Annotated in this window: 16 protein-coding genes, 1 pseudogene and 2 riboswitches; of the genes and pseudogenes, 4 read left to right on the top strand and 13 right to left on the bottom strand. The window is 49.6% G+C overall.

Annotated elements, in window-relative coordinates; genetic code table 11:
- Positions 1–198: 198 nt before the first annotated feature.
- The 4 genes from ACFQ88_RS19650 to ACFQ88_RS19635 all read left to right on the top strand — a co-directional run bounded on the left by ACFQ88_RS19650 (position 199) and on the right by ACFQ88_RS19635 (position 4,175).
- Entirely contained in the window at positions 199–885 is a 687-nt protein-coding gene (locus tag ACFQ88_RS19650; protein ID WP_239625213.1) for a response regulator transcription factor, read from the top strand.
- On the top strand, positions 882–2,021 hold the full coding sequence (locus ACFQ88_RS19645) for a sensor histidine kinase (protein WP_379455822.1): 1,140 nt from the start codon (positions 882–884) through the stop codon (positions 2,019–2,021). The genes ACFQ88_RS19650 and ACFQ88_RS19645 overlap by 4 nt, the downstream gene beginning before the upstream one ends.
- A 797-nt stretch (positions 2,022–2,818) precedes the next feature.
- Entirely contained in the window at positions 2,819–3,166 is a 348-nt protein-coding gene (locus tag ACFQ88_RS19640; protein WP_379455820.1) for a PadR family transcriptional regulator, read from the top strand.
- On the top strand, positions 3,153–4,175 hold the full coding sequence (locus ACFQ88_RS19635; protein WP_379455818.1) for an HAAS signaling domain-containing protein: 1,023 nt from the start codon (positions 3,153–3,155) through the stop codon (positions 4,173–4,175). The genes ACFQ88_RS19640 and ACFQ88_RS19635 overlap by 14 nt, the downstream gene beginning before the upstream one ends.
- 85 nt (positions 4,176–4,260) lie before the next feature.
- Here ACFQ88_RS19635 and ACFQ88_RS19630 read toward each other — a convergent pair whose 3' ends face one another.
- From ACFQ88_RS19630 to ehuB, 13 genes and pseudogenes are all read right to left on the bottom strand, one after another.
- Entirely contained in the window at positions 4,261–5,241 is a 981-nt protein-coding gene (locus tag ACFQ88_RS19630; RefSeq protein ID WP_379455816.1) for a phosphotransferase, read from the bottom strand.
- Between the two features lie 367 nt (positions 5,242–5,608).
- Complete coding sequence (locus tag ACFQ88_RS19625; RefSeq protein ID WP_379455814.1) at positions 5,609–7,162, bottom strand: SagB family peptide dehydrogenase; 1,554 nt, start codon at positions 7,160–7,162, stop codon at positions 5,609–5,611.
- A 63-nt stretch (positions 7,163–7,225) separates the two neighbouring features.
- Positions 7,226–9,169, bottom strand: coding sequence for a TOMM precursor leader peptide-binding protein (locus tag ACFQ88_RS19620; protein WP_379455811.1), 1,944 nt, complete (start codon positions 9,167–9,169; stop codon positions 7,226–7,228).
- Positions 9,166–11,094 carry a putative thiazole-containing bacteriocin maturation protein gene (locus tag ACFQ88_RS19615; protein ID WP_379455809.1) on the bottom strand — a complete coding sequence of 643 codons (1,929 nt, stop codon included), beginning with the start codon at positions 11,092–11,094 and terminating at the stop codon, positions 9,166–9,168. Before ACFQ88_RS19615 ends, ACFQ88_RS19620 begins: the two co-directional genes overlap by 4 nt.
- Positions 11,095–12,121: 1,027 nt before the next feature.
- The gene (locus ACFQ88_RS19610; protein WP_379455807.1) at positions 12,122–12,544 is read right to left on the bottom strand and encodes a hypothetical protein; all 423 of its coding nucleotides are present in this window, start codon (positions 12,542–12,544) and stop codon (positions 12,122–12,124) included.
- Between the two features lie 78 nt (positions 12,545–12,622).
- Positions 12,623–12,801, bottom strand: a riboswitch (cyclic di-AMP (ydaO/yuaA leader).
- 56 nt (positions 12,802–12,857) lie between these two features.
- Positions 12,858–13,706: an ectoine hydroxylase gene (thpD, locus tag ACFQ88_RS19605; RefSeq protein ID WP_379455878.1), complete on the bottom strand. Its 849-nt coding sequence runs from the start codon at positions 13,704–13,706 to the stop codon at positions 12,858–12,860.
- 21 nt (positions 13,707–13,727) lie between these two features.
- Positions 13,728–14,108: pseudogene (locus tag ACFQ88_RS19600) on the bottom strand (ectoine synthase); the annotation flags it as partial.
- Positions 14,109–14,133: 25 nt separating this feature from the next.
- The gene (gene ectB / locus ACFQ88_RS19595; protein WP_379455805.1) at positions 14,134–15,447 is read right to left on the bottom strand and encodes a diaminobutyrate--2-oxoglutarate transaminase; all 1,314 of its coding nucleotides are present in this window, start codon (positions 15,445–15,447) and stop codon (positions 14,134–14,136) included.
- Positions 15,437–15,985: a diaminobutyrate acetyltransferase gene (gene ectA, locus ACFQ88_RS19590; RefSeq protein WP_379455803.1), complete on the bottom strand. Its 549-nt coding sequence runs from the start codon at positions 15,983–15,985 to the stop codon at positions 15,437–15,439. The genes ectB and ectA overlap by 11 nt, the downstream gene beginning before the upstream one ends.
- A complete protein-coding gene (gene ehuA / locus ACFQ88_RS19585) occupies positions 15,982–16,821 on the bottom strand; it encodes an ectoine/hydroxyectoine ABC transporter ATP-binding protein EhuA (RefSeq protein WP_379455801.1) in 840 nt (279 codons plus the stop codon). Before ehuA ends, ectA begins: the two co-directional genes overlap by 4 nt.
- 18 nt (positions 16,822–16,839) lie before the next feature.
- Positions 16,840–17,493: an ectoine/hydroxyectoine ABC transporter permease subunit EhuD gene (ehuD, locus tag ACFQ88_RS19580; protein ID WP_379455799.1), complete on the bottom strand. Its 654-nt coding sequence runs from the start codon at positions 17,491–17,493 to the stop codon at positions 16,840–16,842.
- Positions 17,494–17,495: 2 nt separating this feature from the next.
- The gene (ehuC, locus tag ACFQ88_RS19575) at positions 17,496–18,140 is read right to left on the bottom strand and encodes an ectoine/hydroxyectoine ABC transporter permease subunit EhuC (RefSeq protein WP_379455797.1); all 645 of its coding nucleotides are present in this window, start codon (positions 18,138–18,140) and stop codon (positions 17,496–17,498) included.
- Positions 18,141–18,176: 36 nt separating this feature from the next.
- Positions 18,177–19,085, bottom strand: coding sequence for an ectoine/hydroxyectoine ABC transporter substrate-binding protein EhuB (ehuB, locus tag ACFQ88_RS19570; protein WP_379455795.1), 909 nt, complete (start codon positions 19,083–19,085; stop codon positions 18,177–18,179).
- Positions 19,086–19,457: 372 nt separating this feature from the next.
- Positions 19,458–19,604: riboswitch (cyclic di-AMP (ydaO/yuaA leader) on the top strand.
- Positions 19,605–19,662 lie beyond the last annotated feature (58 nt).

Here is a 19,662-nt window from a genome sequence, read left to right as displayed (position 1 = left end):
CAATAAAATCGGTCCCCTCGCTTTCTTGTTCTTCGTGACTTTTACTTTCCTTTCACAGCCAGTTTACACAACAAATGTCGAGAACTTATGCAGATCATCCTCTCTTTGCGTGGATTTCTTCAAGAACCTGTCAATTCGCGGTATAATCTCCGTAAGCGGTACACTGGAAGTTGATTAAAAGTGGAAAGATGTGATGGAATGGAACCGAAATTGTTACTTGCGGAGGATGAGCCGGGCATGCTGGAGGAGATGCAGACCTATCTGCAACGTGAAGGTTTCCGTATATTAACCGCGCGGACTGGCAAGGAAGCGCTGGTTATTGCCCGTTCGGAACGGCCAGATATCGTCGTGCTTGACTGGATGCTCCCTGAGAAAAGCGGCATTGACGTATGCCGCGAAATAAGGCAAACCTCGCATTGCGGCATTATTATGGTCACGGCGCGATCGGATGAATCGGATAAAATCGTCGGTCTGGAGATCGGCGCGGACGATTATTTGACAAAGCCGTTTAGCTTGCGCGAGCTCGCATCGCGCATCAGAGCTTTACTCCGACGCTTGAACGGACTTGAAGACAGATCGATGTTCTTGGAGAGAGACAACTTAATCATTTCCGAGGCAAAATGCCAGGTATTCAAAGATGGCAAGGAAATTCAACTAACGCCTACCGAATTTAAAATTTTATTCACGTTGGCGGCGCGTCCCGGAATCGTTTTTAGCCGCCTGCAGTTATTAAAAGCCGCGCTACAGGACGAGTATATGGGATATGAACGGACGATGGATTCGCATATCCGAAATCTCCGAAGAAAACTAGAGGATGATACAGGCAATCCACGATATATCCAGACGGTATACGGCTTCGGATATCGATTCGGTGAATTATCATGACGATGACGGTACGACAGAAAATATTCGTCTCCATGGGACTGCTCGTTCTTATGATCGGTGGCTCTCATATCGTAAATAATCAGGTTTACATGGAGTCTTTGTTTGATCAATTTAGTCAGGAAGAAATAGATACATCTTATTTGAATGCACTACCCGGGGAACAAATCGAGATCTTGAAGACATACGTTATAGGTAAGATGAAGCGTTTTTGGCTCGGAAATTGGGTGTTTTTCGTAACAATCGGGCTGTTCTTCAGTTTATGGATTTCGGGGGTCCTGACGCTCCCGCTAAGAAAGCTTATAACCGCTATCGAACGTGTTGCACGAGGGGATCTGGATGTGAACGTTCCCGTACAATCAAAAGACGAGTACGGCAAAGTAATCCAGACATTCAATGATATGACGCTCCGCCTCCGGGAAGCAGAGGACGGCCGTAGGCGGTTGGTAGCTGATGTCGCTCATGAGCTTCGAACTCCGCTTTCTATCATGCAGCTAAAATTAGAAAATGCTCAACAGCTCGGCCAATACGTCCCTGCTGAAATGCTGCTTAGACTTCATGACGAAGTGATCCGGTTAGGCTTGCTTGTGGAAGATCTTCATGTCTTGTCTTTGGCTGAAGCGGGGCGGTTAGTATTGGATTGCAAACCTATAGATCTGGCCGCTAGACTTGAACAAATCGCGGATGATGTGAAAATGGAAGCGGAGGAGAACGGACTAGAAGTACAACTCTCTTCGAACACGATGCCTGTGGTGGTGATTGCCGACGCGAGAAGGATCACGCAGGTGTTCATCAATTTGTTAACCAATGCAATTCGCTACACGCCGGAAGGCGGAAAGATTTCGGTTGTAATTGAAGACAAGGTCATGGATCGGGATTCAGTCTATGCATGTGTCTCTGTGATAGACACTGGCATCGGTATTCCAGCCGAAGAGCTGGCCCACCTGTTTGATCGTTTTTATCGTGTGGAAAAGGCCCGTTCGCGGCATACAGGCGGAACCGGGCTCGGATTATCAATCGCCCACCATTTTGTCAAATTCCACGGAGGGTTCATTCGCGTTGTGAGTAACCCTGGTGAAGGTACGACATTTACCGTCTATTTGCCTTTGGGTAATGATATTTTAAACAAGATTGGATAAGCTAGAGAGAACATTAGGGATTCGGCCTTTACTCTTTCCACCCAGGATCCAGTGTGTTTGTCAAATTTCAACCCGGAGACTATTTTCCATAAAGTTCAGGACTCTGGGGATTCCAAGTAAACCTCGGGTATTATAGGCAATCTGCTCGTCCTGCTCTCCCCTAGGAATAGGGACAAAAACAAAAAATAAAGCCCAAGTGGGCTTTTCAGGCTGTCGAGAGAGTCTCGACAGCCATTCTTTATATTTACCACGTCACCGCGTTAATGTTGTATAAAATTAAGATATAACAGATCGCGTTGGCGTCCAAAATAAACCTTAATAAAACATGCTGAGCCCCGTATGAGCCGAAATATCCGCTATGGCGTACGTCTTTTCCATGTCTGTCCTCCTTTTCTCAAGCCGCATCTGCGAATTCGGAGTTGCTGCGAGTATAGTACAACCTGAACCATGGTTCAGGTCAAGCAGGCAAATTTTGAGTTCATTATAGATTACCCCGTTTGCGATGAATTAGGATCGCGCCTCTTGCTCAGACAATCCCTACGCTTGTGAAATGACATGCCTTTTTTCCATAAAGCCGCAACTCCTCTCTCAAGTGGTCTAACTAGCAAAATCCCCAGAAACGAATCTGTTTTCTCATTTTTACTTGATCACGTCTTAGAGCAGGCAAAAGCGGATTTTCTCAAAGTCCAATACAATACTGTGTTTTGGATATTGCTATATTTTTCATCATAGTGTATGATACACAGTATAAAATATATAGTGTATGACGCACAGTATGATGCACAAGAGGTGGAGTAATGAGCAGTTTACTGAGTTCACTGACGACGGAGTTGCGTAGAGGTACGTTGACATTAGCTGTATTAAGCCAGCTGCGAACGCCCAAATATGGATATTCGCTTGTTCAAATTTTGGAAGCGCGGGGGATCGCGATTGACCAGAGTACATTGTATCCCCTGCTCCGCCGTCTGGAAAAGCAGGAGCTGGTGACAAGCAGCTGGGATACGTCGGAAAACAGGCCGCGGCGATATTATGAGTTGAGCGCATTCGGGACGGAGATTTATGAGCAGCTTTTGAAAGAATGGGAAGAAACAACCCGTGAACTGAACATTTTATTAAAAGGAGATGATACCTATGAATCTGATTGACTTGTATATTCAAGAAGTAACGCGAAGGCTTCCTGAAAAAAATCGTGCAGACATCGCGCTGGAGCTGCGCTCGACGATTGAAGACATGCTGCCGGATGAATATTCCGAACAAGACGTCAATTCCGCGCTGCTGAAGCTCGGGGATCCGGCGATCCTGGCGAACGGTTACCTGGACCGTCCGATGCATTTAATCGGGCCGCGGTTTTATGATTTGTACATTCAGCTGTTAAAAATGATTGTGCCAATAGCTGCAGCGATTTCTATCGTATCCGTCATTGCGGAGAGTGTGATTGCCTACAAGGGAAGCGAAGCGGTGCTAAACATCATTCTGGACACGATTGGACATGGAATATGGTCGGTTTTGAGCGGAGCGATTCAAGTGTTTTTCTGGGTAACGATTGTATTTGCTATCCTGGAACGCACCTCGAATTCAAAATCCTTTGATTCCAGCTCCTACTTCAAGCCATGGAAGCCAGATGATTTACGCAAAATCCCTTTTATCCCTAAAGAAAGGGCGATCTCTAAAGGAGAAGTGTTCGGCAGCTTATTATGGACCACTATCTGGGCGTCGGTTTATTTTAACGCGGCTCATCTGGTGGGGGTTTATGAGAAAGGGTCGAAAGGCCTTGTGTTCGTCACGCCTACTTTCAACCAGGAGGTGCTGCTCTCCTACTGGCCGCTGGTCGTCTTCGTGATCGCATTGGAAGCCGCAACGACGATTTATAAATGGACTACTGCGCAATGGACCAGAAAAGTAGCCTTGCTGAATGCCGCATTCCATCTCGTCTCTTCCATCATTTTCATTATCCTTATTAGTGATCCACTGCTGTTAAATACCGACTTTGTATCGTACATGACGGATTTATTTGCAATGACCGACGCATCCAAAAAGGGAATCTACGCTATGGCCGTCTTTTTATTCGTTCTATTCGCTGTGATTGATGCCTATCAAGGCTTTCGCAAGGCAAATGGCTTCGGAAAGCAGCGCGTCCCTGCGTCAAAACTATAACCCTATATGCAATTGAAAAAGGATAGCTTAATCCAAGAATTCTTGGACTTGCTATCCTTTTTTTGCACTTCCGCTTTCGCATCATCTATATATTTCCCAACAAAGCGGGCAACTTGTTTTGATTTTCAGCAAGCCAACGCATTTCCTTTGCGAAGCGAACGGGAGGTACACTATGTTGAACCATGTTGGCATGTATCCACCATGTGCTTTCCATATACCACAACAACCTTAATGAATTTGTTAAGTAACCCTTTACCACGGTGCGTTCTTCGCTGTACCCTTCAATAAATGCTGAGGCAAGGGAGACATCTAAATTATCATCTAACGCACATGAAATAACAGCACGAGCAACATCAAGCTGCGGATAGTCATATCTTAGCCGATCAAAATCAAGAATTGCAGTTAATCGATTCTCATGAAATAGAAGATTATCGACCCAAAGGTCACGATGAGCCCAGCCTAATTGAAGTAATTCGAGTATTTCTATATTTATTTCTTCCGTTGCTCTGTGTTGAGTTTCTATATCATCGAGCAACTGGGTTTTACCAGCTTCCTTCGCCTGTTTCCAAACGGAGTTCCAGTGTGCTAAACGCTCCTCACGACTAGGAGGAATAAATTGTGGGCTTTTTTTAATACTAATGGTTCCATCATTTAATAATCGATGCATTTTTCCTGTTGCTCGACCTAAATCGTATATTTGATGCACATTGGTTTTACCTGGTGGAATTAGGTTGCCCTGGCAATATTCCATCACCATAAAGCGTTCTCCGTTATCAGTTTCAAGCAAAATCCTTTCATTATGAGATAGCAGCTTGGGACACGCAAGACCCTGGGCAAATAATCTAATCTGTTGAGAGAATGCAAACAATAGCGCCTCTGGATTATTCAATCTTCTTTTATTGTATTGTTTAAGTACAAATTGCCCTGAATCCGTTGTAACTATCCATTTTAAGTTTAACCACCCTCGTTTTATTGGAGTAGCTTCAAGTACGTTTACATTGAAGAGGCGATGGAATGTTTTTAGTAGATCATCTCGGATCATTTCTTCTGATATCATTGTCTCCACTCGACCAACTCCTAAATTTACAGTGTACAAGTTTATATTCCTCGCAGGGTCCTTTGTAACCTCTCTTCTTAGTAATAATGAATGCTTTTCGTAAAAACTCCGCGAATTAATATAGTCACCTACCGCCACCTCCTACTTACGCTCTTGACAGTGCGGTCTTGAAGGCATAAGAAAACCGCCTTTCCAGTGGAGGCGGTTCGTTCTTTCTCTTTGAAAGTCCTTTGATAGAAAGAGCAAAATCCGACGGAATCTTCGGTCTCGTCATTACGGAAGACCAAGCCGACCAAGGCTACAGTATCGAGGCACAAATCGGATACTGATAATAATAACTTTTCCCGTACCGCATCTCGGCAAAATCAAGTATCAACTAGCTATGCAGCCCTCCCTCCAGCCGGGGACGGTGATGGCAGTGACCGATCGGGATTTGGACGAGGCTGGTTCGTCCTTGCATGGACATCCTATAGAGCTCATCGCACAATCCGGCCTGAAAGCCAAGAAGCGGACGCCCGCCCATGCCGAGTGCGGTTGCCGCCAGCAGCAAGCGCTGCAGGAGCATGCCGGCCTCCATCTGCTGGATGCGGTATCCTCTATACCCCAATTGGGGAATCAGATGTTCGTTGTCGCCGGCGATGTGCAGACAGATAGGTACTTGAAACAAATTGACGTTGTGCAATGTCATCCCCTGCTGCAGCCGGAGCCGATGATCACCGGCAAGCACGCGCCGGAGCGCGTGAGCAGCTGCATCATAGCGATAAGCGCCGTCCGGTATGCCTTCGACGTTATAGAAACATCCGTATAATGCGACACGAGTCGGAAGTGACTCGGCCACGCCGTCCAAATCGTTGCGATAAGCGAAGGAGACCGCAGCTTCCTGCAATAGAGCGGCAAGCTGGTGCGCTGTTACACGGCCCAAGACAAATTCGCTTTCAGGCGAATGCCGTGCTCGGCTGGCTGCCGCTAAATCGAAGCTGAGCCGCTTCACTGATGGTAAATAGACAGTCTGAAGTCCGCTTTCCGCTCGATTGACGGGCTCGAACCGGCGAAACGTCGACAGCGAATCGATCGCAGTGGCTTCGTTCATCTGAGTCAACTGCAAAATCTGCTTAACCGATCTCGAACGCACATAATAATCATGCTGAACAGCCGGAAGCTCGCGGCAGAGCTCATCCGCTGTGACTTGCATCCGGGTACCGCCGGCATCTTCTATCCAAGCGATGTCGCGCTGCACCGAAAGAGGCACGACCGCAAATATGTTCTCCTCTGAACCGGATAGCCCGAGCAGATGGCCCACGGCTCGGTCCAGAAACCTGAAATGCACTCTAGATGCATAACCGAACCGTTTCGCAGCTTCCTGCATTTGCCCTAGCAGCACGCCTGAATCGAGCCCTTGCAGACGATAGGCAAAGGTGCTGTATTTGAAAGCATTTTTCCAAACCATCGTCGATACAAAAATAGCGCCGAAGCATGAAGATAGGTCACAGCGGTTGCCAAGAGCCCGGGTCAAGTACGAATCGAAATCGCCTTTGCGCAGCAGCACCAGGCGGTGATGCGCTGCATCGTAATGGTAAAGTCCGGGAACGCCGACTTCCGTGCGGAGATATACGTACAATTCGTTTGGGTACAACCCTCCTCCGGAAGGGACGAATCTGCGGTACGTCCGCATCGGAGACGCAATAGAATAGCTTACTTGCGTCAGCCCATAGACGTACCATAGATAATGGCCGATGTCTTTAAGGCTCGGTTCGGCAGGCGTTACCCGTGCTTCTAGTGTCATCGGGATATCCGAGGACAGCGGAAGAGTCGGCAGGCCGCGATACAGCTTATACGCAAGCGGTGCATCATCCCAATCGACCTCCCAGCCGGGCAGCCCACTCACGTCGCCGTCGGCATGAAGCTGGCTAACAAATGCTTCCAGGCTCATTCTGCTTCCCCCAATCGCCATTTAATGATACCTCGGTTTGGCATAAGCCGACATCATCCGGGCTCAAGGGAACGGATGCGGATGAGCATTGAGCTCCTTCGGACGCAAAGGCCGATCCGTATACCCGAGCACTGCCGGCACTCGAAGCGCCCTTTCCAGTCCCGTTAACCTGGTAAAATGGTAGCCGAACGTCATTGGCAGCATGCCAGGTATCAGCACTTTCACACAATGTAACCCGTTACGCTTTAATTCCGGTGTCGATTGGTCAACTACGATCACATCCATGTGCAGCTGGTGAATCTTACCGATCATGGCTCTTAGGTCTTCGGTCAAATCCCAGTGCTTCGGAGCGGGCTCAAATTCTTGAGAGAACGTGCGCATCGGCCGGTTTTCCTCCAGCAAAAAGCGCAGCCGCGGCTCCGCCTCCGGCAGGCTGTACAGCATGGAATGGTCCTCCATGCTCCGAACCAGCGAAGGATTGTGAAGCATCCGCATATAATCCTCCCGGTTCGCCTCGAATTTCTGGTCTAGTGTAAGCATCATCCCCGACAGCTCATGAACCGCCCCTTTTGCTGCCCGTACCGGGTCCGGGTGCGCTCCGGCAGCACAAACAAGGTTCAAGCCATTAGTCTTTCTATTTTTTGCCACTGCCCAAATGCTGGGAATGCCATGCTCCATCGTCGCATTAAACAAGAGCACGTCAAAACCGGCAACGGCCCGCAGCCGCTCAATCATCAGCGTCAGGTCGCGGTCACCGGCGGAGTATGGGTCTATGCGGGGAAGCGGCAGCTGTGCATACCATGTCAGCAAGAACGAATCGCGCTCCACGACCTCCAGTATCCCGTACATGATCGCTTCCTCCAAGCTTCCGCCCAAGGCGCAGCCATTGGATGTCTCATACACGAAGCCTTGCCGACAGGGAGAGCTGTAATACGCAAGCCACTGCGGAACCAAAATCGGGCGTTCTTGCGCAAACGAGTATCCCCAGACCCAATCGGTCTCGGCATCAGAATCGAACGGCCTAAAGGGAAATCCAGGAAGCTCATACTGCTCCTTCGAATACAGCCCAACCGTCACGGGATCGAGCGCTTCGTCCGCGAGTTGCCGGTAGCTCCCGTGAACAACTGGCTGCTTGCCGCGCGGTGCCGTGCCGCAATACCGCTCCAAGCCCTCCAGAATAGCCGACAGCTCGCTATCTGCATAGCTGTTCGTCCTGCCGGCCGTCACCTCATCCTGCTCTAACATCGGAAGATTCACGGTTGCATCGGCTAAGGGCGAAACCAAATCCAGCATTTTTCCGTTAATAAATCCCATCTTGTAATCGAGATAGTCACGGGCAAGAAAAGCTTTCAGCTCTTGGAGCGATCGGCTGCGGTAGATGTTGTCTCCGACTTTCGGGGACGGCTTGAGCGATATCCGGGCTGCATCCCGCGAATCTTCGGGCAGACGTCCGCATATGGGACACAACGGGTCCGGTAGGAAGAAATGACTGGAGCAATTCAACGTCTTCAGGTTGACCAGAACCACACGCTCTTCTGTACGGGAAGCGATACGCCGTAGCACGTTCCGCGATTCCTCCGCAAGCAGATGCGCCATATGCTGCAGCCCCGATCGTGATGCCCATGAGTCAGAGGGGCTTCCCCCGGTCTCCGTCAACCGCTGCTGCAGCCCCCACATTTCCCTGCGGTCGCGTCCTGCTAAAAGCTGCCGGGTATCGGCGCACCTGGAGCATCCAGACTTGCTTGGCCTGACGAGCGGCCCAACAACGCCTTCACCGAAGATGACGAAACCGCGAAGCCATGGAATGCCAGCAGCCTGCAGCACCCCTTCCGCCTCACGGTGAACGGCTGGATGCCAAGCATCATTCAGTACGAGGGCAAATTCCGCATCTTCCGGCAGCTCTTCTCTGATATGGCTCAAACGAACGATACGGCACTCGGAGATAAGCTCCCCACACACCAGCTCCGCCAGCACTCCTTCTCCGACAACGGCTACGACCGCGCTCATACTGCTCCCCCCTCTCCAAGCAGCACGCCGTAGACAGCAGCAGGACCATCAAGCAAAAACGGTTCCACCGCCAAATCAATGACGTAAACTTCCCGGCCGCTTAGTTTCAGCTTCCGCATCGCATCCTTGACCCCATCCAGACTCGCCTCCGACTCCTCGGCTGGGACGGACAGTTCCAGAGGGTTGCCCGAGCTAAGCAGCATGGTCTCCACCTCTACGGCTTGCGGCAAGCGGTATAGGGATCCGTTTTGCGCCTTCATCAGAGAGGCCTGCAGTGCCCTGCGCAGCGCCGTTGTCACGGTCAAGCCGGTGCCTGCGAACCATCCATCCTCCGTACCTATCCATATGACGGGAAAACCGCACACTTCCTCACCAAGCCCGATCGTCGGTGTGCCCCGCATCGTAGTCAGCGCCTGTAAATAAAACCTGCATGACTCGTCGTCAATCTGACCGAGCCGAACCCGAACGACAGTTGGCTTACGGTATGTCGACCGCGCTTCCAAATGCTTCGTCAAACAAGCCTGCAGTCCGCGAGCAGCGCCTTCTGCGGCCGTCTCTCCGATACCGATGCCGATACACTGCTCGGTATTCACAAGAACTCCCGCAAGCCGAGATACATACGCCTCAAGCCCGGCGAGCCCCGCTTCACGACGCGCCTCCCTGTGCGTCATTCCCGAACAAACGATGTCCGGCAGCAGACCGGCGGGTCCGTCAGACAGCGGATCGGTTGTCTGAACGCGACATTGTGACAAGGGCAGCTGGCCAAGGTCCCCTTCTTCCCAGCTATGGAAAATTCCCGTTCGGTCCGAAGTCAGCTTACTGAAGTACGGAAACAACCCGTTCACTGCGTCAACTTTCGGTCCATCCTCGAGCCGAAGCTCAACGTCATCCACCCAGCTAGCTGCGGCATTGACTTTTCCGGCAGCAAGGGGATGCGGCTGTAATGGGTGCCAGCTTCCTTCCAATGTCTCCAAATCAAGCAGATACAGTGAGTTTCTCTGCTCCGGCTCGGCAGCTCCCGTCAGAGTCTTTAACAGCTCGAAAACAATCACATTCGCGAGCAGCGCCCCCGCCGTTGAGGAGAAGGCAAACCTCTCCGGATCTTTGAACACTTGAGACTTGTGGATGCGCCTCCACGCCGATTCCCAACTGACCGTGCTCTCCGGCTGCAGGATAGGGCCCGCGATGCCGGCCTGATGCAGTCTCACGGCAGGAAGCAGCGTTTTGCGTTCCGCTTGGCATGCCTTATGAAGAAGCTGCAGCTCCTCGCAATCACCCTGCTCAGACACATAGAGGACCGCTTGGTACGGGCGCACGGCTTCCCTCCAACCGTCGGCATTCTTGTTCGACAGTACAGCTTCCTCGATCACCACCTCGGGATCCGTCAAGCGGGCGTGCTCCGCCAAAGCCGTCAGCCGATGCCGATCCGTCGGCAGCGAATCCGTAATCAGCATTCGAAACCGAGTAAGGCCCGACTCAAGCAGCGACGACACAAGCGCGGAAAAGATCTGGCCGGAGCCGACCGCGAGCACTTCAGCCTGCCGGTAGCACTGAAACCGGTAAGCGCCGGAATCGCCGAAGCTGTCGAGAAAAGCGATTTGCCCTGCATACCTGCGGACCGTTTGCTCCGAGAGAACGTGCGGGCAATCCTGGCTCACATCGCGCGCAAAGCCTTTTTCCCTCAGCACTTCCGCGATTTCGTACACTCGGTCCCTGTAAGGCCCGGATAGCCCGTCCGTCAATTCCTCCATTGTGTGCTCCCCGTTGAACATGGGGATGAGCTTTTCAAGCCATCGGTCAATCATCTCACCTTTCATTTGGAACGTGCCAACGTTGTTTCGGAAATAGACGCCGTCATTCTGATCCGGCAAAAAAAATGTATCCGCCTTTACCTGAAGGCGCGTAGACGAGGTCAATTTTGTCATCTCAGCCCTCCTAACTATAAACGCTTTTCTACAATTTTCAATCTTCGTTCTACATTATATGTACTTCTATTTGTCCCTCATGTCATACATCACCTACGATATAGAAAATCGCCCCTGCACAGCACTGTGCAGAGGCGATCGGTTTACTTCAATCATATGAGAGACGAAAGTGTCAGCCTTAGCGGCAGCGGTGGCCGCCACAAAATCCTGCGCAGTTATGACAACGAAAGCCGCCACAGAAGCCCCCGCAGCGAACGCCTCCGCAGAACCCGCCGCAAAATCCACCACAAACTCCGGCACAAAAAACTCCGCAAAATCCTGCGCAAAAACCAGCACAGACTCCAGCGCAAAATCCGACACAAAGGCGAGAAGGATCTACAGGCACTTGGCCATTAGGATACTGTCCGGCATAATACTGAGCTTGCTGATCCCAAGGTGTCATTTCCGTTGCCTGGAACTGCGAAACATCCAACTGCTGAAGCTCATTTTGAAAATTAGTCATTTGATAAAACCTCCAGTAACTTTTTTTGATATCGACATGATTCCAACTTATGGGCGAAGCTCCGCGTTTGTTACTGAGTCAAAGACCTATTTTTTAGGCGTTTGTACCAACATCTAGACAAACAAAACAACAGCCCCCGGATATCCTCTGAGGGCCAATTTACATGAATACTCCAAATATAAGAACATACGTACCTATTTATAAACAAAAAAAATAGCCCAGAAGTACTGGGAAAAAAGTATTATTAGGTATTGTCATGTCTCCTGCAGGAATTTCATTATTCCTGAACAATCGAACTTAGGCAAGTTGTATTGCAAATATTAAAGCTTCATCTATGAACAAATCAATGCTGCCAATAGTTATATAAGTGAACCGGACTGCCCAGTACCATTCCTCCACCGTGAATTGAATAGAGCGCTAAGCATTGAAAATCAAAACAATAACTTAGAATCGTTTTCGATATAAATAAACACTGATGAAGTAACTTCATCAGTGCCGTTTGCTGCTTATTTGCTGTAACCATCTCTAATCTATATCATTTACCAGGAAGGATACATCGCATTTGTTTATAAAAAAGATATGTGTCGCACCGAGTGCTCTATAAGTTTGTTTATTATATTTACGTCTTGTTATGACATAAATGCTTTCTAACCGCCAATTGCTGCACAATTGAATAAGGCGGCATGTCAGGGTGAAGCTATCCTCGAATAAAAATACTTTCCGTATCGGAAGATGAGGAGCATCGTCCCACTTGTTCCCATCCGATGTATCGACGGATATAATCTTTTTGACCCCTATTGCTTCCATTCGCTTCTTTCCAGAATGGCTGTTAACTATTGCGTAGTAACCGACTCCTCGCTCCCTCAGTTCGTTAATAAACTGTTTGCCTGCTTCATTCGGGGCGGATACCAATACGCACTCCCCCAGAAAATACCTTAATCCGTTCATTTGTTCCCCCCCTCCGGAGGCAACAAAATAAGCATTGTAGAGTATTTCTATATAGCTGCTTGCTTATAAAGGTTTGCTGCCTCACCAGTTTGACGCTTACGAGGTTAGCTGTCGGATTCGGACGTGAGAGTCGCCCTACCTTCCATGCGGCCATGCCGGCATTTGAAGGATTCACCCCAAGAGACGGGCATCGAGATTCATGCCCGTCCTTCATGGTTCCCCCGCTTCCGTTAATCGGAACTCAGCAGTAGAACTACTATTCGTATATTATTTTATTTCGAATTTATTAATTCTATACTATCAGATTTTCAATTCATGCCTCACGCGATGCGATAAACCCTGGTCGCGGCTTCATGCCGGAGAAGGGCTCTACCAGCTTATTCTCAACACTATTAAAGACAAGAAAGATATTACTTCGGGGCATCGGAGAAATGTTCGAGCTGGATCCGTGCATCAGATTGCAGTCGAACAGCAGCACGGAGCCTGCTTTGCCGACAGGAGCGACAATACCGCCTTTCTCGGTCAACCAACGCATGCTGTCATGATCAGGCACGCCATACTGCTGCTTCCTTAGAGACTGTTTGTAGTGATCGTCGGGAGTCTGGCCGGTGCAGGCTATGAAGTGGCGATGGGATCCCGGTATGACCATGAGCGGACCGTTGAAGAAATAATTGTCCTCTAGTGCAATAGAGCAGCTTAGCGCCCGCATTCGCGGCATTCCGTCCTCTACGTGCCATGTTTCAAAATCGGAATGCCAGTAAAACTCTTTTCCTGTAAATCCCGGCTTAAAATTAATGCGCGATTGATGAACATAAACGTCGCTGCCAAGGATTTGCTTAACGACCGCAAGAAGCCTTTCGTGCACTGCAAGCTGATGAAATACCCCGCTATCCCGATGAACGGCAAACACGGAGCGAACCTCCTCGCTATCGGGTTCACGGATGACCTCCGGTTTGTTGTTGTCACTGCCCGCTTCCTGCCAAATCTTCTTCAGTTCTTCACGCATGGCGGCAACTTCTTCTTGAGTAAAAAACTCTTCCAAAAACAAATATCCGTCCTGCTCATAACCGGAAAGCTGCAATGCATTAATAACTTGTTGATTGATTATGTGATTATACACCACCGGATCCACACGATCGAGGATTTGCGGTTCCGAATGAATTCGCGACGGATAGGCATCGGGCTCTCCGAGAGGATAAGCTCCGCTCTCATCGTGAACCTCCTTGCCTGTGCAAGGGGGATTGAAGACACAAACGACTCTCAGGTCCGTCTTGCTTCGCAGTCTGTGCTTCTCGTGGCCATTCAAGACGTACAACGTGCCTGGTGTTACGGGATAGGTCTTATTCTCATCCAGAACATCGATTTCACCTTCACCCTCAATGCAGTAAACCGCTTCAATGTGATTTTTGTACCACATATCCGTTTCGGTTCCAGCCTTCATCGTCGTATCGTGAAGCGAGAACCCGACTCCGTCCTTACGCAACAGCAGACGCCGGCTGAACCAAGTGGCCGTATCCACATCATGCTCCGTACCTAATACCTCATCCAAATGCCTTACGATCATATCGAGAATCCTCCTTGTTCTGCCGTTATATGAGTTTTATTCGCTCTTTTCGGTAGTACTCGGCTACTTCTTCCATGCTATCGCCAAGAATGCCTAAACCTCGCTGCAACGAGTACTTATCGATGATCAAAGGTGGCATAATTTTGGCTACCTCGCTGTCAGTCCCGGACGTCTCCATGATAAGTCCGCGACGGAAGGCGGCGGCACATATCTCTCCAGCCATCCCTTCCATAGGGAACATGATCCCCTGCATTAGCCCGCGTCCCCTCCATTCGCCCTTCAATTCTGGAAATTGGGATATCAGCCCCTTCAATCCGTTCTCCAGCTGCTTGCCTTTCTCTATGACCGAGCCGGTGAAGTTCTCCTTTTCCCAATAACGAAGCGCTTCTGCGGCGCACACGAAAGCCAGATTATTGCCGCGGAACGTTCCATTGTGCTCGCCAGGAGCCCACTGGTCGACCTTCGGGTCAAGAAGAGTTAACGCCATCGGCAGGCCAAATCCTCCTATTGATTTCGACAGACAAACAATATCCGGGCGGATACCGAAGGGCTCGAAGCTGAAGAACGGTCCCGTTCGGCCGCAGCCCATCTGAATGTCGTCAATGATTAGAAGGATGCCGTATTTCCGGCAAAGTGTCTCCAGCTTTTGCAGCCATTCGCCGTTTGCTGTATTTAGTCCGCCCTCACCCTGAAGCGTCTCTACAATGACCGCAGCTGGAAGAGATACGCCGGAACCGCTGTCGCTCAAATAATTTTCGAAATAGGCGATTGAGTCGACCCCTGGTCCCATATAACCGTCATAGGGCATAATAGTCGCATTGTGCAGCGGGACTCCGGCGCCCTGACGCTTAAATTTGTTCCCTGTAACGGCCAGAGCCCCTAGAGTCATGCCATGAAAGGCATTCGTAAAGCCAACCACGTTCGTACGTCCCGTCACTTTCCGTGCAATCTTCAACGCCGCCTCAACCGCATTCGTTCCGGTCGGTCCCGGAAACATGATTTTGTAGTCTAGCTTTCTCGGTTTCAGAATGACCTCTTGAAAACGTTCGAGGAAATGCCGCTTTGCTTCCGTTGCCATGTCCAGACTATGACTTATACCGTCTTCAAGAATGTAGCGGATCAGCTTCTCTTTCTGCATTACATTGTTATGGCCGTAATTTAATGCTCCTGCCCCTGCGAAAAAATCGAGGTATTCCTTGCCCTCCGTATCCCATAATTTGCATTCAGAGGCTTTACTGAACACGACGGGAAACGACCGGCAATAGCTTCTTACCTCGGATTCCATGCTTTCAAAAACAGTTAGGGAGTTATCCGCAGATATCGATTGTCTACTGATCATTGGCTCCTCCTCCTTTGATTCGGTTGATATTTCTAGATCCAAGCGTGATTCGGATCAGAGGTTCATCTTCATGTCCGGCTTCGGGAAACAGCGATGCCGGGAAGCCTCCTTCCACCGTCTCGCAGACAGTGTTTCTTGATTGGGCTGCCGTCTCGAACAATCGGTGCGACGCCCGATTGCCCGGAGACACGGTTGCTTCCAGCCGGGAGGCCTTACGAACGGCAGGCAGTTCAAGTAATGATTGCAGCAATCTTGTGGCGATCCCCTGCCCCCTCTCTTCCGGAGTGACACCGATCTGCCAGACGAATAAGGCTGATGGGTCGTCAGGCTGAGCGAACGAGGTCACAAAGCCTACTATTTGCCCGTCTTTCTCCGCCACCAGGCACGTATCGGCAAAATATCGGAACAATAAGAGATACAAATAGGAAGAGTTTGGGTCCAGAGTGCCAATATGTTTGACAAGATGCCAAACAGCATTTGCATCCTCGATTGACGGAGGACGAATGTTAACCCTCTCTTGCTCTGGTACGTGCTTCATCGGACGGATTCCTTTCCCATGCCGCTGCGGAAGCGAGATAAAAACATTTGCAGTCTCTCGCTTTGAGGACGTTCAAATATCTCTTCAGGCGTCCCTTGTTCTACGATAAGTCCGCCGTCGGTAAAAATTACGCGGTCTGCGACATCACGCGCAAAATCCATCTCATGCGTAATCAGCATCATTGTCATGGATCCGTCCTCAGCAAGCTCCTTAATAACTCTCAGAACCTCGCCGACAAGCTCGGGATCTAATGCTGACGTCACCTCGTCGAACAGCATCACTTGCGGTTTCATAATCAAGGCTCTCGCAATAGCAGCACGTTGCTTTTGGCCTCCTGATAACCGTATCGGATATTCTTCCGCTTTATCCTTAAGCCCGACCTTGTCGAGAAGCTCCAGTGCCTCCGTAATCGCTTGTTCCTTAGGTATTTTCAGCACAGAAATCGGTGCTTCCGTCACATTGCGAAGAATCGTCATGTGGGGAAATAAATGAAAATGCTGAAACACCATCCCGATCGAGCTCCGGACACGATGGAGATGCTTCTCATCCGCACGGATAAGCCGCCCTCTCACGAGTCGATGCCACAGATGCTCTCCATTAACCTCGACGGTTCCTTCTGTCGGGTGCTCCAGAGTCATTAGAATCCGGGCAAGAGTGGTTTTACCGGATCCGCTCGGTCCTATGACTGCCACCTTTTCACCAGCATACAAGTCCAAATCGATTCCCTTGAGCACTTCCAATTCCCCATACGACTTTCGGACTCCCCGGTATCTCACGATGGGATCGGATCGGGTTTCCATTGCTCCTAAAGTCATGGTTACTTCCGGAATAAGCATCCTATCGCCCCCTTTTACTCACTTGCGCGCCAAACGTATTTCCAGCCTCTTAAGAAGTAGAGAAGATATACAGCTCATGATGAGAAACAACAAGCCCACCAAGGTGAATGCTTCTATGTAGCGAAACGATGCCGAGCCTAATGATTTCGCTGTCTGCAGCATTTCCACTAAAGTTACGGCTGAAAGGATCGGCGTCTCCTTAAACATGACTATCAAATAATTCCCCATAACCGGAAGTACTGGAGGCAGCGCTTGCGGCAGAATAAGTCTGAGCCATGTTTGCTGTGGGGTAAAATTTAACGCCTTCGCCGCCTCCCACTGACCGCTCGGAACAGCCTCGATCCCCGACCGGTACACTTCTGCCAGATAGGTGGCATAATGAATGCCTAAACCGATCACGCCAGCCGTGAATGGAGATAACGAGATCCCATACATCGGCAAAGCATAGAAAACGAACAACAGCTGGATCAACAGCGGTGTTGACCTGATCAATTCGGCCAGAAAAGACACCGATTGCGATATCGCTTTATGCTGTACTCGTTTTCCCAAAGTGATGGGCAGCGCCAGAAGCATGGCCAGGACGAATCCGAATAAAGCTGCTCCCACTGTTACCGGTACGACCTCCAGCAGTTTCGGCAATATGCTCCAAGCGTATTCCCAATTCCATTTCAATGTCACGACCTCCCCACAACAAAACGTCGCTCCAGCAATCGAATGATGCGGGTCATGAGCTGGGCAATACCGAAATAGATTAACAGAATCAATATCAAGATAAGCGTTGTCCGGGACATATCGTACGACCGCAGCATCATGCCCTGGTATGTCAATTCCGCCAGAGTGATGAGAGACACCAGGGAGGTGCCCTTCAAAAGCTCTATTTGAAGATTTCCGAAGGATGGCAGTGCCATTGCCAATGCCTGCGGACCGATGATACGACGCATCCGCATCCATGGAGTCATATTAAGGGCAATGGACGCTTCCGTCTGACCTCGAGGTATGGCAAGAATAGAGCTTCGGACAATTTCGGAGCCATATGCGCCGTAATTCAGCCCAAGCGCTAGCACAGCTGCCGTCATGGCATTTACACGAATATCCAGCAGCAGCGGAAATGCGAAATAGAGCCAGAATAGTTGTACAAGCAAGGAAGTACCTCGGAACGTTTCTACATAAAGGGCGGTGATCCATTGAAGCGGCCGCAGCGGAGACAACCTTGCCAATCCCGCTGCTATGGCAAGAACAAGAGCAGCAACGGTTGAGAGGCAGGTTACTTCTATGGTAATGACCGTTCCTCTCCATAGAGCCGGAAGCAGTTCAACCATCAACATCATCGCCTTCCATTGTTGTTAACCAGACTGCTATTTAGTCAGCTCCGTGGCAGTCATTTTGCCGGGGAGCTCCTCTTCGGTAAAACCGAAGGGTATTAGAATAGTAAGCAGCTCTCCGGAGGATTTCAGCTTCTCCAATTCCTCGTTGTAAGCTTTTACAAAGTCATCGTCACCCATCCGAAACGCCGCTGCTCCATACCCCCGTACGCTTTTTCCGTCTACCGTAGGCTGTTCGAAGTCTTTAACGCGTTCAAGCTTATCGTCTTTGGCTGAATCCAGCATCGCCTGAAGAGAAGGACCTGTCATCGTGACAACCTGTACCCGGTCGGATTGCAGGGCCGAGATCGCTGACGGCTGATCAGGTACTGTGACGATTTGATTTTTAGCTACACCTGATTTGGTTAAATATTGCTCTTCAATTGCGCCAACCATTACAGCTACCTTCACATCCTGCTTGGAGGCAATATCTTTGTAGCTGTGGATCCCCTTCGGATTTCCTTTTTGAACGGCAATCGCTTCGCCAATACTGTACTCCGGATTGGCAAACAGCACTTCCTTGCCGCGCTCCGGAGTAACGAACATACCGGCTGTAATAATATCGAAGCGCTCTGCTTTCAAACCTGGGATTAATGAACCGAACTCGGTCAATACCCCGTTCATCTCTTTGATCCCGAGCTTTGTTATTATGGTTCTTGCTACTTCCACGGCTTCTCCCGTCAGCTTCCCATCTGGGGTGGCATAAGCATACGGCTTTTCATTAGCGAAACCGACGGTGATGAACCCTTGTTTCTTTGCCTTATCCAGCGTAGATTCCCCTGCACTCTGCTGAACATTCCCAGCCGTTCCTCCGTTGACCGGTTTCGCGTTGTCTTTGCTGCAGCCGGCGACAGCTACTGAACTGAGCAGAACTGCAAGTAGTATTCTTAACCCTCTTTTCATTCGTGCGCTCCCTTCAATTTGTTGCTTGTTTGGGGCCCCATATAAGGGTAACATGGTCCTAATACTATACTCACCTCTGTTCTAGTCCCCTCAGGTCACTTGAGCCCCCCTCTCCTACCGATATCCCAGATTAGAGCCGATATATGGAAAAATCCTCCCCTATCCTCAGGATTCCTGATAAATACAAATTGTCATTTTGGTTCAATAATCGTCATATTCAAATGATTATGGTTATTTTTACTTCTAAATCTTGTGATATTGCTAATTCATTTCGAATATCGCGGTTTTAGTCAATGAAATTTAAAAAAATCACTGTGTTAAGAATAATTTAATTTTCATTATCAGGTTGACCCTCTTACTTATCATCCGTATAATAAAGACACGCTTAATTTCCGATTCTCCAATCGGAAAGCGGGGGAACCAATTTTTTTAGGGGCGAATCGATGCTCTAACAGTATCGTAGGGAACCATCTTTCCCAAGTCCGTCAGCTAACCTCGTCAGCAGTAGATGGGTCAATAGTTCCGATATATCGGTGTTACGAGACCCTTATTTGGGTCTTTTTATTTTGGCCCTGAA

Source organism: Paenibacillus sp. NPDC056579 (genome assembly GCF_042793215.1).
In the GTDB taxonomy this organism is placed as follows: domain Bacteria; phylum Bacillota; class Bacilli; order Paenibacillales; family NBRC-103111; genus Paenibacillus_S.
The sequence above is the reverse complement of the archived record's forward strand: the minus strand, read 5'-3'. Positions and strand labels throughout refer to the sequence as shown.

Bases quoted from the DNA above. Each gene is read 5' to 3' on its own strand.
- ACFQ88_RS19650 (WP_239625213.1), top strand. From the start codon at position 199: ATGGAACCGAAATTGTTACTTGCGGAGGATGAGCCGGGCATGCTGGAG.
- ACFQ88_RS19645 (WP_379455822.1), top strand. From the start codon at position 882: ATGACGATGACGGTACGACAGAAAATATTCGTCTCCATGGGACTGCTC.
- ACFQ88_RS19640 (WP_379455820.1), top strand. From the start codon at position 2,819: ATGAGCAGTTTACTGAGTTCACTGACGACGGAGTTGCGTAGAGGTACG.
- ACFQ88_RS19635 (WP_379455818.1), top strand. From the start codon at position 3,153: ATGAATCTGATTGACTTGTATATTCAAGAAGTAACGCGAAGGCTTCCT.
- ACFQ88_RS19625 (WP_379455814.1), bottom strand. From the start codon at position 7,162: ATGAGCCTGGAAGCATTTGTTAGCCAGCTTCATGCCGACGGCGACGTG.
- ACFQ88_RS19620 (WP_379455811.1), bottom strand. From the start codon at position 9,169: ATGAGCGCGGTCGTAGCCGTTGTCGGAGAAGGAGTGCTGGCGGAGCTG.
- ACFQ88_RS19615 (WP_379455809.1), bottom strand. From the start codon at position 11,094: ATGACAAAATTGACCTCGTCTACGCGCCTTCAGGTAAAGGCGGATACA.
- ACFQ88_RS19610 (WP_379455807.1), bottom strand. From the start codon at position 12,544: ATGAACGGATTAAGGTATTTTCTGGGGGAGTGCGTATTGGTATCCGCC.
- ectB (WP_379455805.1), bottom strand. From the start codon at position 15,447: ATGATCAGTAGACAATCGATATCTGCGGATAACTCCCTAACTGTTTTT.
- ectA (WP_379455803.1), bottom strand. From the start codon at position 15,985: ATGAAGCACGTACCAGAGCAAGAGAGGGTTAACATTCGTCCTCCGTCA.
- ehuA (WP_379455801.1), bottom strand. From the start codon at position 16,821: ATGCTTATTCCGGAAGTAACCATGACTTTAGGAGCAATGGAAACCCGA.
- ehuC (WP_379455797.1), bottom strand. From the start codon at position 18,140: ATGGTTGAACTGCTTCCGGCTCTATGGAGAGGAACGGTCATTACCATA.
- ehuB (WP_379455795.1), bottom strand. From the start codon at position 19,085: ATGAAAAGAGGGTTAAGAATACTACTTGCAGTTCTGCTCAGTTCAGTA.